This window comes from Paenibacillus sp. YAE3, assembly GCF_057546105.1.
Window position 1 is genome coordinate 25,945 of the sequence record NZ_BAAIYF010000016.1, and the last position, 14,916, is coordinate 40,860.

The window sequence follows — 14,916 nt, forward strand, 5'->3', positions numbered from 1 at the left end:
TCTGCTTTGCGGCCTTTGCTCTACTATCTTACCTTATTATCTTCACCATTTTTGTTGAAAATATGTGTATGGTTTCTTTCTAGCTTAACCTCTAGATAAGATGCTACCCACCAAGAGAAAAATCCGAGTGCAAGCCACCCCATAAGCCATCGCACATCAAAATCGGTAATAATCAAGTACCCTGCGAATGCGATCTCTGATATTAAAATACCAAACGCATTGCCATGTTCCCTTAGATGTCGATATGATTCAACATATTCATTAACCCAAGCCCTACTCTGTTCCTCCTGCAGTTGTACTTGTGCTTGTTCAGCAGTTTCTGCAGTCCCGATTAATTCATAATGTTTCCCTCTTGCTCTTGTACCTGATAAAACTAAATAAAAATAAAATAATGGAGATCTTCTACCACCTCTTACCAAACCATATATACGATATCTAACTGTATGGAGGAAGAGGATCAACATACTTGATATGTACATAAATAAAAAACCCGCCACAACAACAATAACCATTGATAAAATGGTAACTTCATTTTTTAACACTGAGACCTTGCTACCGTTGTCTTGCCCGTTAGTCGTTGAACTTTGAAGGAGAAGTTCATTGTTATCAAGCTTTACCTTATCCAAGGTAACTCCTTCGAAGTCGAACTGTGTGTAGAATAAAAATTTATTCAAGCTTTGCGTGATATCCATCGAAGTGGAATCACCATAAAACGATCTGCTGATTTCTTCGTTATAGTTGTGAAACAAATAAAACAAAATCACAACACCAAAGATAGTCCCAGCCAAATAGCGGACAAGATAGAATTCCCAAAAGCGGTTTTTCACTGGTGTATCTCTCCTCAAACCGTTATACAAAATAAGATAAGAAAAGCCAAGGAGTGCTTCTCCATTGGCTTTTACGTTGCGGTGCTTACGCTAACTTAATAATAATTCTATACTACCACCTAACATTGGTAAATAGAAGGTACTTAATACCCCATATAATAATCCCTTTCTCTTTTAAATAGGTGTATTGATATTGTTAATCCGCCTTGCTGTCTTCGCTAAAAAAATAGTTATAAACTAACCTAATTTCTCTTGATGCAACAAATGAAGCCATTTCGTAGAGGTCTTTTACTTCTGGCAGGGACTCTGACTCAGCTATATTTTCATAGTTGTCACTTTCTTCAAAGTCGCAGATTAGCAGATAAATTTTCTTCCTCCTCGACTTCTCTTGACCGTTGGGATCATCCTCACTAGCTAACCTACAATTAATAATTGATACCCTAATCTCTTCACCATTGCTATTGGAAATATTTGTAAAAATACTTGCTTCTTCTTTTATGGAATCAATTTTATAAATTTTTTTATAGCTCTTTCTCAGTGACTTTTTATTAAACACAAACTGAGTAGATTCATCTTCAGATTCGCTATTTCCAAAGATCAAACTAAAGTTCTTCTCTTGATAATAACTCCACTGCAGCTTGTTAGAGGCGGTTTCCCGTGCCAACTTATTGATTATCCCTTTCACAATCTCGACCTTCTTATCAAACATTGAAACCACTCCATCCAAAATATTAGACTTACTCTATTCTTGAGCGATGTGAAAATGTTTGATAAATTCTATCAGAACATCAGTAATCTTCCACTATGCCCTTAAATATATATACACCAATAGAAACTTCCCGTCTCCGCTTTACCACTACATATGATACGGTTCACCGTATCATCTATAGGGCGAAAATTAAAATAGGCCCTTTCAAAATCTACAGGGCCTATCTCTGTTGTCTTCTTACTTATTCAACTTATTTACTGTATGCTTCAGCAAGCGTATATTCAAGTTGCTCTAATGAGAATCCATCGAGTACGCTACGTTCAGCAATAAATTTGTAAAGTTCTAGACAATCCCCTTTCAAATCCTGTTTCAAGTCATATACTCGTCTGCCTAACCAAATAGCTAAGTCTACAAGCTGAACCCCGACGTTATTAGCTGAATTAACAAACTCTATATCTCCGTTAAAATAATCTGCTACATCTATTATTGGACCAGAATAAAGTTCCGATGAATCAATTATTTTAGTATTATTATCGTAAGCGACCTTTAATTGCTTGTAAAATTCATTTTGTTCATCATGAACCAATTTACAAATCCTTGAGTTTTCTCTTGCTAAGTAATGATTCATCGCTCCAATTGTAATGTTAAACGTAGCTAGATTAGCCGAACGATATTTCGCAGTATTCGTAAAGACATCATCTGAGTCATCTCTTGGACCCTCTCTGTGAATACGTCCTCTTTCTTCCCCTAATATATCAAGTTCCAGAATCTGTGTTGGATGAGCAATAGCATAGTCAAATATTGCACTGAACAATTCTGTGTCTGGAATGTAGTCGGGGTTGGCTATGCAATGTTGCTTTATTTCCTTCATCAACTCTTGAAATTCATTCACTCCCTTATCTAGCAGCCCCAACACATTCCAAAATCTTTTTCGATGTTCTGTTGTCATTGTTTTTGCCATAGCATATGTTATTAAAAAACGATTAATCTTCACATTGTATAGCTCTCCAGGAGCAGACTCATTATTAGCATTGTCAAATATCAAGTCAACAAACTTCATCGTTGCGACATGTTCTCTTTCGACTCTAGAGAAAATAAACTTTGCATCTATATCTTTATATAACTTTATTAAGCCCTTAGCAATTGAGTTAATATTGCCAACTCCTAGCTTACCAGCATGAAGTTCCTGAAAACCGACTGTTTTCAACAACTCGTGAAGCTCATCTTTAACTAGCTCAACATCATGAGGGGAAAGCATAACTCCAACCCAATGAAATTTTTCTGTTCCACTAAAAATTTTGACTCCCGAATTTCCAGATTCATCCACAAATGCCGTTAAGTTTTTCACTATAAAATCCCCTCCAAGTTTTCATATCTAGAAACCGTGCTCCGATCAGGCAAGCCGTCTCCCGTTGTCTGTTGTTCTTATGTATTCATTTTACAACAAGTGGGTATATTTTCCTATGTATATCAGCAAACCTACCGTATAGTTTGGTTGGACGAAAACAAGCGTTCTATTATACAATATAACTGCTAGATCATCTATCGCACATACGTTCTGTTCTATAGTAAAGCCGACTTTATTTTTGTCGGATTGGAGGTGCTTTAATGCTTACTCTTAACAAACAAAATGAACTATATTCTGAATTAATGCTTACCCAAATTGACTTTCTCCGTCAGCAAGTGAGTAAAGCTACACAAAAACAAACCAAAGCGAGCCTCGGCCAATTCTTCACAGAGCCCAGATTAGCTACATTTATGAGTAATATGTTCGAACTAGAAGTCCCTCACGTTAAGCTCCTCGATCCTGGAGCTGGAATTGGTATTCTTACAAATGCAGCAGTTACTCATCTTTGTAAAAATGAAATAAAGCCTTTAAGCATTGAGGTAACTGCGGTGGAAATTGATGAAAACTTAATCGAATATCTACGGAATACTATGGAATTCTGTAAGAAAATTTGCTCTCTTAATGATATAGATTTTAAGTATTCAATAGTCCAAGGTGACTTTATAGAGTATGGTGCTTCCTTATTAAAAAACCATGGACGCTTTAACAAAGTAATCATGAATCCGCCATACAAGAAAATAAGCAGTAAATCAAACACAAGGAGTACTTTGAGAGAAGCTGGAATTGAGACGACAAATTTATATACCGCTTTTGTCGCAATTGCTAAGAGGCTTCTGGTCAGGGAGGGTGAGTTAATTGCTATTACTCCCCGTAGCTTCTGCAATGGGACTTATTTCAAACCATTTAGGTTAGACTTTCTCGGCGATATGGTTTTTAGAAAGATCCATCTCTTTAATTCAAGAACCGATGCTTTTAAAGATGATGAAGTCCTTCAAGAAAATCTCATCTACCATGCCATTAAAAGTAATCAACATGGGGATGTGATCATAACTTCATCAGACAATTTAGATACAGAAGTGTCAACGCATAAATTAAGTTATGATCAGTTGATCCATCCAGAAGACACGGAAAGGTTTATCCGGATCTTGCGTGATGAGGACGACTTGAAAGTCAAGACACTAATGGAGAAAATTACGGGTTCCCTTGCCGACTTAGGCATAAGTGTTTCTACGGGGAGGGTTGTCGACTTCCGTACAAAAGAAAATCTAAGAGATCAAATCACGGAGGATGCTGTCCCGCTGATTTACCCCTCTCATTTTCATGAGGGATACTTGAGATGGCCTATCATTCCGGCTGACAAGCCAAATGCAATTATGAAAAACGATCAAACTGCTAAAATGTTAGTTCCAAGAGGAAACTACGTACTCATTCGGAGGTTTTCACCAAAAGAGGACAAGCGCCGGATTGTCCCCGCTGTATATGCTGAGAAGCAAATGAGATTCGAATATGTAGGGTTTGAGAATCACATTAACTTTTATCACCAGAACGGTTCCGGGTTGTCGTTAAATCTTGCTAAAGGGCTTGCTATTTATCTAAGTTCAACCCTAGTGGATTCTTTCTTTAGACAATTTAATGGACATACACAGGTTAATGTAGGGGATCTAAAAAGCTTGCCTTATCCTTCTTATGAAATGATTCTCCAAATGGGAGAGGCCTTTGATGAATTCCTCCCTAACCAGCAGGAAATTGATGGAATTGTTTCTCGCGTCTTAGGTATATAACGGTGTTTAGGAAATGGGCAGTAGCCCATTTCCTTTATTCAATATCCAACAAATCATTTAAAGTTTGTTTCTTCTTTTTCTTATCTACTAGGTGTAGAATCCTTTCAGGTTCATCAGCAAACCAAACAAAGGACCCCCAAGCAATGCTGCTCTGTACTTTGCGATAGGCGGGATCAGAGCGTGATGCAAATACGGTTACGAATGTACACTCCTCTTCTGTTAGTCGACTCCCCTTGGCAAGCTCCAGCAAATTTCTTTTTCGCGTATTAGATATGGGTCCGTCTGTATGTACAATTTCAATAAACACGAGTCGAAACCCCTTTGATCCCGTTTCTGCGAGTATAAGATCCGGCAGGGTTTTCTTAGGATCAATTTTTAAACCTATCCTATCTAAACCTTTCCCGAACTCCCTGTGAACTTTATCAGCCGACTCACTGATTAAAAGAACTTCGGGTTTTTCTAAGAAATTCTGAGCAAATACCTCGACAGCTGCTTTCGTAAGCACCGAGCTTTTTCCAGGTGCCATTGGATGCTTGATATGTCCAAACTCCACATATATCTCACTTCGTAGCTCCTGTTCCTTTAAGCTCTGCAATATAAGTGCGCCTTTCGCTAAGTGAGCAGTTCTCCATATCAATATTAACTCTTCTAGCTCTGCCTCATCTAAAAAGGGATTTAACAAATTTGCAAAATCCCTCGCTAGATAATATCGAGGCTTAGATGAGGTAACTGGAACACCTGGTACCTCGTCAACCGCACCGATTTGCCTTAAAGCCGCTATGGTATCATCTCGAATAGGTTCACGGGTATTTTCACTATACCATCTTCCTGGGAAATTAGGCTTTTTAGGTCCCAGCACAAGTAGGCGCCATGATTCCCTCGCCTCTCGAGATTGCTGCAAACATTGTTCGTCAGTCATAACGGTTACCATTGATGGGCGAATTCTTCCATCCTCTCCATCTATTGCGTAAGCGTAGAGCATGACAAATACTGTTCGAGCGGCAGTTATATTCCTAGCATGATTAGCGTTCTCAACATTTTCGGGAATAATTGCCTGCAATCTCTCTTTAATAAATTCAACATCAGGTAATGAGCTTTCGTACCAGTTAGTAATAAGAATCCCTCCCTTGTGTTATGGAGAATCTTACTACATTATTCAATCGTCTGCAACGTTGATTTTAACACTCCAGGCAATTCCCTATGAGAGACCATGGTATAGAAAGGATGATTTTCTTGGACAATTACATTCACTTACTCCTTCAACTTTTAAAGAAGGAATTTCAATACAATGACCTCGCGCAAAGAGATAACTGCTGGATTATGGCGGCAGCTCTCTCGCTGTACGATGAAACTCCCACACCAAATGGAGATAAACCTACTCATATCGTACGCCTCGTGCTACGAACAACCGATGAAACAGGCCCAAACGACTACGTAGACGGAACAGACGTCTACGTTAGGCTAGACCAAGAAAACCAGATAGCAGATTTCGTGTGGGAGGACCTCTGGGCAGAGGGACCTCCCATTTTTCATGGCGGGACGATCCCCGACGCACTCCGATGGGTACGAGATCTCGCAGAACCTTTCTACATTCAGCTTAGGGACCCGTTCCTGACACCTGAACAGTGGATTTCCCTGAACGGCCATGACAAGGACTTCGCCGAGCCACAGTGTAAGGACGATCAGAAAGAAGACGACCTTGGCCTACCCTTCTGACCAAACAGAATTTCGTCAATTACGTCGATTCCGACAAGTCAGCTATCAAAACGAAAAAGGAGGAGCCCACAATGGCCCTAAGCATCAGTGAGAACAAGAAAAAAGCCATCATCACTTACATTAACGATCACTTCGACGAGCACATGTCACACTTCCCCTACGCCAAGTACCCAACCGAGCCGCTCAACCAGTGGCGCGAGCAGTTCTCCGATCCGAAGGCAGTCGACCCGAAGACGATTCGCACAGCGCTGTCCTGGCGCGGTGGATTCTGGCAGCGGAAAGACGCACCCTACGCCCAGCGGCAGACTGCCCTGTCCGTCGTCAGGTTATGGCCGGAGTTCGTGCGGGAGGAGGCTGCTGAACCCGCCCATGTGTTCGACTACTGGACAAACAGGCTCGAAAACGACCCCCTCGCCTTCGATACCGCCTCATTTCTCGCCCACCTGATCTGCCCTGACGCGCTAGAGCTGGCGGACGCACAGCGGTTAGAAGCGATGTGGGACCTCCTCATGGAGGTCGGGCATGATGGCGGCGAGCCTGACGACGGCTTCAGCCTGGACGGACTCCTGCGTTACACCGACTTTTTCCGGGCACTGCTCCCCAAGATGCAACCCAAAGATGTAGATCGGGCGCGTGTTCAGCTGGACCGCTTCCTGAAGGCGTACGGGAACCGGCACGCGCTGGCCAAGCTGGCGGACAAGACTCCGCCCACCATTGAGCCCGTGATCCAATCACTGAATTGGGGAGCCATCGACTGCAAGAAATACGCTCCCGAACGAATAGCGGGAAGGGCAAATGCGGACGTGCTGTTCGCCTGCCTGCTCCTCGCCCTCGACAGGCAGCCGGAACGCAAGGAAAAGCTGACCGTCGGGGAAGTTGCCGAACTTGTCCCGCTCGGAAGCGGCGGCGTCTGCAATCCGGGCAGCTACCACTATGCCATGATCGCCCTCTTCGGGGGCCAGAAGGGACGTGACTTCTTTACATTCGAGGATGAGACGCTACATACGGCGTTCACCGCCCAGGCTAACCAATCGAGCCGGGATATGCGCTTCTACCGCAAGCATTTGGATGCATCTATCAACATCAATCCGAAGTACGCCCGCTCTTGACCCCAAGTTTGCGTCATTTGCGTCGACGGCGACAAGGGCGGTACCGACGCTTTTTGGAACAACAACAAATCCTGAACAATATCAATTTCCATTGAAAAGGAGACTCACCCATGTTCAACAATAACCGTATCGCTCCACTGACAAAGCAGGCAGATCAACTGCTCGAGCAGGTCGAGGCGTCACAAAACCTGCTGACCGGCATTCTTCTTCATGTCGACAAGCATTCTCTTAGCCTTAACATCTCCACCGCATTCCCAGTGGGTCTCGAAGCTCATTGCCAGTTTTCAAAAGCAGATCGGAAGCCATTGAAGTGCAGGCTTAGTCTCATTTACCGAGCGGTAAGGCCTTGACAATAAATAGAAGGGCGAGCGCTGCAGCCTACGCCGCCCGCTCGCCCCCCTCTCACGATTCGTGCTCTGCTTTCCTGTCAAAAGTATCGAACATGTCCTTCGCCACACGATGCACCAGCCTGATTTCCGGCAGACTGCGGTCCCTGAGCAGGGACAAGTGAATGTCCAAGATCTCCTGCTTTTCCAATTCCCCGTCCAAATCCGCGACCTCGTCCAATCTACCAAACTTAAGTGCCTCTACCGGGTCGGCCCCCAGGGCCGACATGATTTTTTCCAGTGAATTCAGAGAGATGTTCCGGTTACCCCTCTCTACGCCCCCGATATACGAATCCTGTAGCTCGGCCAACTCTGCCAGCCTGGCCTGCGACAGTCCCTTCTGCACTCTTAACTGCTTGATTCTGGCGCCTACCAGCGCCAAGAAGTCAGACATTCCTACCACCACCCTTATCCAAAGGGTAGGAAATAACGTCTCTATCGGACAGAGCACCAAACTAGAAGAAAATGTTGTAAATAATACTTATAAGTTCTTATAATGAGAATATAGTACGAATAGTACCTGAGACGCACAAATTCGACATTTTACTTGCGTGGGTACGGCCACCATTACGAAAGGAGAAGAACAAAGAACTACTTATGACACAGCATTTTTGCATACCAAATTTCTAACATAGGAGCGATTTGCAAGTGAGCACATTCGGAATCATTCTCGGCCTTATTGTTGGTATTGTCCTATTTATTATGCTGAACCGGATGTTCAGCATTACCTTCGGCGGGTTCTACAGCATGATCGTCGTTTTTGGCATCTGCGTCATGATCGGTTTCGCCATTATAGAGTGGGGAATCGGCTTTATCAAACACCATTACATCTGGACTGCCATCATTGTCGTCGTCCTTGCACTAATCGCTTATGGAGCCAAAAAGGGAGTTCCAAAGAACCAGCAGGAATAAGCCCAATGAATTATGAATTTCCCACATGCAGGAAGGATTTTCCTGACATGTCGAAAATTATTGTCTGATGTCGAAATTAAACATAGAGGGGATACTAGAAAATGAAGCTTTCAAAAGTCAAAGTCATTGTCTCGCTACTCTGCGTGTTTCTGCTCGGGTTCGGAGTAGCTACAGCAGCCACGAACCCCATTCTCAAGATCGGGCTGGACGGGTTTACCCTGACTACGAACAAGGGCAAGATACAGGTCGGAAACAAAATGGTACCCGCAACGATCGCTCAGAACGGGACTACATACATCGCTGCACCAGCCATCGGAACGGTCTTCCAGGCAAATTATGCATTCGACTCCAAAACGAGCACCTTCATGTTCAATAGCTATAAGAAGGATCAGGACAAAGCGCAGATCCAGAAGCTTCAAGGCCAGGTCTCGACTCTGAAGCAGCTTCTGGCCCAGGCACAATCAACCAAAAACAAGGAAGACGGCTGGTTGGAATATCATTCAAAGCATTTTACGCTGCTATACACGAAGCAATATGAAAAGGACGTCGAGAAAGCCGCTGCCGATTTCGAACAGGGGTACAACGTCGCAACCACCGAGTTTGCATCTCTCCTGCCAGGGGTTGGTAGCATTCTGAACGACGGTCTGCATCCAATCTATATTTATCTGCATCCTACCGCAACCGACAAGGTAAGTGAGGGAACGGCTTACAACTACACCTACGGCACTGATGAAGTTCTGAAGGCAGAAATTCATGTCCTCACCCCATCAGCGTACCAAAAGAAGGGTTACACGCTAGAAGGAGGTCTTTACGACGAGTCCTACTTCACCCATCTGTTCAAACACGAATTCATTCATACACCGCAAACTTATCTTCAGGAAAATATTCGTCGTGGAGATAAAAAAGGATGGTTTACCGGTGGAGAGGAGATGCAGTGGATCAAGGAAGGACAAGCAGAATACCTGGCAGCAAAAGGCACTGATGATCTCAAGAAAAGCGAGGCGTACTGGAAGCCAATCATACTTGAGAAGCCTCAGGAGCATATCATCATCTATAAAGACAATATTTCCGTGAAAACACAGTATATCGGCGGTTACATGTTTACAGCATTCTTGTACGAAACCTACGGTAGCGACAAGTTCAACAGCTTCCTGGCTAGCACACAGCCAACGATGGAAAAGGCCTTTGTTCAAACGTTTGGTAGCTTCGAACAAGTCAACACGAAATGGCTGGAGTGGTTGAAAAAGTAGGCGCTAGCTGACATGGTGAGAAGATCCAATTCTTCCTATTTGGGAATCGGGTCTTCTTTTTTTATTTTGGCGAGATCAACCCGCCCTTCCAATTCTCTCATTCAATCGAGACGGGAGAACATAGCCTACCAGCGTCATACACCTTCCAAAATGCACTCTCTCCAACCGACATATATAATATAGAAAGATAGGAAACGAAAAACGGAGGAAGCATTACCAACATGAATAGTAACATTCTAAGATTATCACCAAGGGGCCGGAACCTGAAAAAGTTGGTTGAGAAGTCCCATTGCTTATACGATGAATTCGGTATAGATATGACCCAAAAACAACAAGCGCGGAAAATTATTTCCCATGGGAGGATTCTTACTCTCCACAAAATCCTCACTACCAATCAGAACATGAATCAGCTCTTCCCGGATCGAAGTGAATGTGAGCGTGCCAAGATTGAGTGCAGGGAAATGGCAAATGAACTTGCTAAAGCCCTTGGAAACAAGCGTAAGACCAGAACCGCCGCAGAGAGGGCAATGAAGAGAGAACAACAGGAGAAGGAAGCGGATAAGTTTAAGAAACGTGCACGACTTCTCAAGCACCTGAAAAAAGAACAGCTCATACCCACCCTTCTCAAATATACCCCGGAAACTGAACTCAAAGCGCTTCTTCAAGAGGCTAGACAAGAGAGAGACCAAAAGCGTGCGCTTAAGGCGCAGGATACCAATTCGTGAAACAAAAGGAAGAGAGCCCTGTACAAGCCCTGGACTCTTCTTTTTTTCTGTTTCCGAGAAAAGGAGAGAATGAAAGAGGAAACTCGCTAAAAAAGTATGATTTTCCCTCCAAAATTCAGGAATTTCAAAAACAAGAAAAATAGCATAAGCCGTATCCGGAAGTTCCCCCTCCCCAATCGGTCTGATCGCCCCTAGCCAGTCCCGCTTAGCGCAGAATGACAGAAAAACAGGCATCTAATATGATAAATACATAAACAAACGCACCTTGAAAACAGAACATACAAGCACCAAATGTACCACTGGAAAATCCCCGCTGCAAAGACTGCCTGCTAGCGTACAGCATTCCGCCACAGACGCCAAGCCCGCCCTGTTTCTTTTGGGACGGGAAGGTCGATTCGGGCGGTAACTGGTCTGCAAGGTGGGGGGCCTATCAAAAGAAGAGGGAGTGCTAGAAATGCAAGTAGAAAAATTGTATCGCCCATGCCCTAACCTTTCACCGCTAGAATGCGGTGAACATCTGGGTGTTATTGTTCGCTCGGAATGTCACCGTGCAGATGGGGCCTCAGCAAAACTAAAGCTTGGCCTTCATCTACTACCGGAGGGAAGCGATCACCCCCATTACCTGGAACATGTCATCCCTGTAGATTGGGAGCCGGGCAGCCAATTCATGCATACACTCACCGTGCTCCAGTGTCTTCCCCTAGAAGGTGGACACCTGAAGCTGGAAGATCTTCTTGGCACGGCTATAATGTCGACTATTTCAATAGGAGAAATGTGTAATATGAGAGAAAATTACACCATCGGAGATATTCGGGCGGCGACCGAGGAAGAAATCGCCCGTACCGATTGGGACCCGGAGGACGACTTTCCTGATTCAGAAGACGATACCGGCGTGATGGATGAAGGCTACCTTGAGTACGAAGAGGATGCCAACGGGAACACAGAAGACGACATTGATGAGCTTGACTGGGACGACCTTTTCTAGTCACGCTTGCAGGACACACTTTTAGCAACTCGTTTGTTAAAAACCACATTCGGAAAGAGGGATTCAGGATGAAAAGCAGATTTGGGGAAAACCCGAAGGAAACCGATGTACAGAAGCTAATCAATCTCGGCGCTGATGGCGTTTACTTCACGGATAGCCTGGGCGAAGCATACGTAGAAATCAAGGAAAAGAATGTCCGGCGCTCCCTGAAGGTTAACAGCAAAGCATACAAGCTTTTCCTTCACAAACGTTTCTATAACGCTACAGGCAAGCCTGTGAGCCCGGAAGCATTGAAGCAAGCAGCCTATCACTTCGAGTCCATTGCTACATTCGATGGAAAGATCAGAAAGCTATCCAGGCGTATAGCTCGTGCAAAAGACGGACGCATTGCTTACGACTTGGCCGATTCGCAATCCAGTGTCGTTCTCGTCGGCCCAAATGAATGCCGGGCATTTAAAAACGGGCCGGGCATCTTCCACCGTACCACGAATACGGCTCCGCAAGTGTGGCCTGATTTCGATGAGGCGCACGACCTGCTGAAATTGCTTTCGAAACATTTCCGGACCCAGCTTAAAAAGGACCTCTTCTTACTGGCCGTCTACATTGTTAGCTGTTTCATTCCGGAAATGCCTCATCCGCTTCTCGTGCTCGCCGGGGAGAAAGGCGCCGCGAAGTCCACATCCATGCGGATGATTCGCGCCATCGTCGATCCTGCGAGAACGGATTTGCTTTCCATGCCCAACAGCACCGACAACCTGGGCATCATTCTCAGCAACAACTACATGCCAGGATTCGACAATCTTGATTCCCTATCGTCCGAACGGAGCGACCTGCTATGCATGGCAGCCACTGGGGGCAGCATCGCCAAAAGAAGACTTTATACTGACGACGAGGAAGTCATACTCCAGCTCAAACGCTGCGTCATGCTTAACGGCATAAACATTGTCGTTACGCGCTCAGACCTGTTGGACCGCTCCATTGTCATCGAATTCAAGCGCATCCCGCCCTCCGAGCGAAAGGATGAAGGGGAAGTATGGGAGGCTTTTCTCGAGGACCTGCCCCAAATCCTGGGCTCGTGCCTTCTCTTACTCTCAAAGGCAATGGCCATTTTCCCACAAGTGGAGCTTGCCGAGAAGCCAAGGATGGCCGACTTTGCCAAATGGGGGTACGCCATTGCCGAAGCCATGGGGAAACCAGGTCAGCTTTTCCTGAGAGCCTATAATGAAAATCAGCAACGCTCAAGCCAGGAAATCCTGCACAATAACCCTGTAGCAGCGGCCCTCTTAAAGCTCATGGAAGACCGGCGGGAATGGGAAAGCAGCCCAACCGCCCTGTACACGGCGCTTCAGGATGTATGTATGAGAAACGCTATCCGCATCTCCGGAAGGAACTGGCCCGAGAGCCCGAACGCTCTCACCCGGCGGATGAACAACCTGCGGTCGAATCTGGAACAGGCCGGACTTTTCTTCGAATCCCGGAAAACAGGCGACAGAAAGGTCATCATTACCAACGAACACTACAAGCCGGTTTCTTCCCTCTCCCTCAAGAAGAGACGCAGAGGGAAAATGAACCCCTGAAGGAAACCGTCCTTACCGCCCCGATCGTCCAGGCACAAGCGCCGGTTCGGGCAAAAATTAGAAAGCAAAAAGATTGGGATCGCCCCAAGCGGAATGTCTGAATTTTCAGATATATATTATTTCCTTGTACCCCTTGAGTAACAGGGGCGGAACAATACCCGCTTGGAGGCGAAACCTATATGTTAAACATTCACTGCACGACAGACATAGACACCATGGCTCACAAATGCGCGCCCGTCCTGATACGCGCAGCCAGAGAAGAGCTCGACCAGCTTCGCAAGCTGCTGGATTTCGACGGTAAGGGAGACGGCTTTCGGCTAGACGGTAGAGGTTACAGCATCGTGTGCCTGGAACCCCAGGAACCGAAAGCCTCCATTTTCTCACTCGGCCTCAGGTACCCCTACCTGAATGTAGAATTCGTCGAGCTGCTTACAATCAAAGGCATCCCGTACTACCGGATCATGCTCATGCACGATAACGAGAGCTTCACAAGCGTGTTCTCCTTGAAGGGAGAGCAGGAGGTCGAACTGGAAACATGGCTCGCCCTACAGGCTATTGAAGAGGAGGCCGATCCGGAATGACGGTAAACGAAATTGAAAAGCCAGCGAAAAGGGTTCAGGTGGTGAGCCTGCGGCTGGTTCGCGAGAAAACTTCCATCCTGTACCCTCAACGGAGAATCTACAGGGCGGCCGATGCCGCTGACTTATTCCGCCAATTTCTCGGCGACTTTGACCGGGAGGCGTTCTGCATCCTCACTTTGGACACCAAAAACCAGCCGACGGCCATCCACATGGTATCCTGCGGTACGCTCAATGCCTCGCTGGTGCACCCGAGGGAAACCTACAAGCTCGCCATTCTCGCCAATGCCGCATCCATCATCGGATGCCACAACCATCCGAGCGGGGACCCGACGCCAAGCTCCGAAGATGTCGAAATCACCGAACGCATCCGGGATGCGGGTTTGCTTATGGGGATCGAGCTTCTCGACCACATCGTGCTGGGAGAAGGGAGCTTTGTCAGCCTGAAAGAACGAGGACTTATGTAAATCATCTTTAGAAAGGGGCACCACCACCGGTGCCAAAACCCACTTTCGCTCCGCGCGCTGCGACCAAAGGAATCTGGGACAACCTTCCCCATGAATTGCCGTACACCCTGTTTAAATTTATTGACGCGCAGCTGGATCAGGACCTGGAGATGGATTACCTGCAAATCTTCGAATTGTCCGTGCGAGACATCGAGGGGCAGAAGGTTCAGCATATCATTCACCGCCAGGAGCAGCCTGAAAGACGTACCGAATACACGCTTGGCGGCATCGAAAATCCCGTCGACCTCACCGTCTGGATCGTCGACGAGGGCATTCACGCCCACATCATGCTACCCGAAGAATACTGAAAACTACAAACACCAGGGAGGAATCAGCCGTGAATAACATACAAGAATCGAACGAACAAGACCTGTTTATCGACATCCTTGCCGACATGATCTGCCAATACATCGATGCCGAACAGGAGCGGCATCAGCGCGCAGCCTTCTGGCTGAATTACCTCGCAGGTCTGGGCATCGAAGCGCAGATTGTGGCGTAGGGGGTGCT

18 protein-coding genes are annotated in these 14,916 nt (G+C 45.8%); 13 read left to right on the top strand and 5 right to left on the bottom strand.

Translation table 11 applies throughout. The annotated features are described in order from the left end of the window. Positions 1-23: 23 nt before the first annotated feature. From AC27KL_RS24290 to AC27KL_RS24300, 3 genes are all read right to left on the bottom strand, one after another. Complete coding sequence (locus tag AC27KL_RS24290; protein ID WP_487171390.1) at positions 24-827, bottom strand: hypothetical protein; 804 nt, start codon at positions 825-827, stop codon at positions 24-26. A 196-nt stretch (positions 828-1,023) separates the two neighbouring features. After that, positions 1,024-1,536 carry a hypothetical protein gene (locus AC27KL_RS24295; protein ID WP_487171391.1) on the bottom strand — a complete coding sequence of 171 codons (513 nt, stop codon included), beginning with the start codon at positions 1,534-1,536 and terminating at the stop codon, positions 1,024-1,026. A 250-nt stretch (positions 1,537-1,786) separates the two neighbouring features. Beyond that, positions 1,787-2,884: a DUF3800 domain-containing protein gene (locus AC27KL_RS24300; protein WP_487171392.1), complete on the bottom strand. Its 1,098-nt coding sequence runs from the start codon at positions 2,882-2,884 to the stop codon at positions 1,787-1,789. A 260-nt stretch (positions 2,885-3,144) separates the two neighbouring features. Between AC27KL_RS24300 and AC27KL_RS24305 the strand changes: the two genes are divergently transcribed. Beyond that, complete coding sequence (locus AC27KL_RS24305; RefSeq protein ID WP_487171393.1) at positions 3,145-4,665, top strand: Eco57I restriction-modification methylase domain-containing protein; 1,521 nt, start codon at positions 3,145-3,147, stop codon at positions 4,663-4,665. Between the two features lie 34 nt (positions 4,666-4,699). Here AC27KL_RS24305 and AC27KL_RS24310 read toward each other — a convergent pair whose 3' ends face one another. Beyond that, complete coding sequence (locus tag AC27KL_RS24310; RefSeq protein ID WP_487171394.1) at positions 4,700-5,725, bottom strand: BsuBI/PstI family type II restriction endonuclease; 1,026 nt, start codon at positions 5,723-5,725, stop codon at positions 4,700-4,702. A 173-nt stretch (positions 5,726-5,898) separates the two neighbouring features. On the opposite strand from AC27KL_RS24310, the gene AC27KL_RS24315 reads away from it, so the two are divergent. From AC27KL_RS24315 to AC27KL_RS24325, 3 genes are all read left to right on the top strand, one after another. Beyond that, the gene (locus tag AC27KL_RS24315) at positions 5,899-6,381 is read left to right on the top strand and encodes a hypothetical protein (RefSeq protein WP_487171395.1); all 483 of its coding nucleotides are present in this window, start codon (positions 5,899-5,901) and stop codon (positions 6,379-6,381) included. 71 nt (positions 6,382-6,452) lie between these two features. Then, positions 6,453-7,490: a hypothetical protein gene (locus AC27KL_RS24320; protein WP_487171396.1), complete on the top strand. Its 1,038-nt coding sequence runs from the start codon at positions 6,453-6,455 to the stop codon at positions 7,488-7,490. A 110-nt stretch (positions 7,491-7,600) separates the two neighbouring features. Further along, a complete protein-coding gene (locus tag AC27KL_RS24325; protein ID WP_487171397.1) occupies positions 7,601-7,840 on the top strand; it encodes a hypothetical protein in 240 nt (79 codons plus the stop codon). Positions 7,841-7,892: 52 nt separating this feature from the next. On the opposite strand, the gene AC27KL_RS24330 is transcribed toward AC27KL_RS24325, so the two are convergent. Next, positions 7,893-8,270, bottom strand: a complete 378-nt coding sequence (locus tag AC27KL_RS24330) for a helix-turn-helix domain-containing protein (RefSeq protein ID WP_487171398.1) — start codon at positions 8,268-8,270, stop codon at positions 7,893-7,895. Between the two features lie 254 nt (positions 8,271-8,524). Here AC27KL_RS24330 and AC27KL_RS24335 point away from each other — a divergent pair, with 254 nt between their 5' ends. From AC27KL_RS24335 to AC27KL_RS24375, 9 genes are all read left to right on the top strand, one after another. Continuing rightward, positions 8,525-8,788 (top strand): hypothetical protein, encoded by a 264-nt coding sequence (locus AC27KL_RS24335; RefSeq protein ID WP_487171399.1) that lies wholly within the window; start codon positions 8,525-8,527, stop codon positions 8,786-8,788. A gap of 101 nt (positions 8,789-8,889) precedes the next feature. Then, the gene (locus tag AC27KL_RS24340) at positions 8,890-10,038 is read left to right on the top strand and encodes a hypothetical protein (RefSeq protein ID WP_487171400.1); all 1,149 of its coding nucleotides are present in this window, start codon (positions 8,890-8,892) and stop codon (positions 10,036-10,038) included. Between the two features lie 221 nt (positions 10,039-10,259). After that, on the top strand, positions 10,260-10,763 hold the full coding sequence (locus AC27KL_RS24345; protein WP_487171401.1) for a hypothetical protein: 504 nt from the start codon (positions 10,260-10,262) through the stop codon (positions 10,761-10,763). A 454-nt stretch (positions 10,764-11,217) separates the two neighbouring features. Continuing rightward, positions 11,218-11,748, top strand: a complete 531-nt coding sequence (locus AC27KL_RS24350; RefSeq protein WP_487171402.1) for a hypothetical protein — start codon at positions 11,218-11,220, stop codon at positions 11,746-11,748. A 68-nt stretch (positions 11,749-11,816) separates the two neighbouring features. After that, positions 11,817-13,325, top strand: coding sequence for a hypothetical protein (locus AC27KL_RS24355; protein ID WP_487171403.1), 1,509 nt, complete (start codon positions 11,817-11,819; stop codon positions 13,323-13,325). A gap of 215 nt (positions 13,326-13,540) precedes the next feature. Next, positions 13,541-13,906, top strand: a complete 366-nt coding sequence (locus tag AC27KL_RS24360; protein ID WP_339322799.1) for a hypothetical protein — start codon at positions 13,541-13,543, stop codon at positions 13,904-13,906. After that, positions 13,903-14,370 carry a JAB domain-containing protein gene (locus tag AC27KL_RS24365; RefSeq protein WP_487171404.1) on the top strand — a complete coding sequence of 156 codons (468 nt, stop codon included), beginning with the start codon at positions 13,903-13,905 and terminating at the stop codon, positions 14,368-14,370. The genes AC27KL_RS24360 and AC27KL_RS24365 overlap by 4 nt, the downstream gene beginning before the upstream one ends. A 29-nt stretch (positions 14,371-14,399) precedes the next feature. Further along, entirely contained in the window at positions 14,400-14,717 is a 318-nt protein-coding gene (locus AC27KL_RS24370) for a DUF960 family protein (RefSeq protein ID WP_487171405.1), read from the top strand. 29 nt (positions 14,718-14,746) lie between these two features. Next, positions 14,747-14,908: a hypothetical protein gene (locus AC27KL_RS24375; RefSeq protein WP_487171406.1), complete on the top strand. Its 162-nt coding sequence runs from the start codon at positions 14,747-14,749 to the stop codon at positions 14,906-14,908. Positions 14,909-14,916 lie beyond the last annotated feature (8 nt).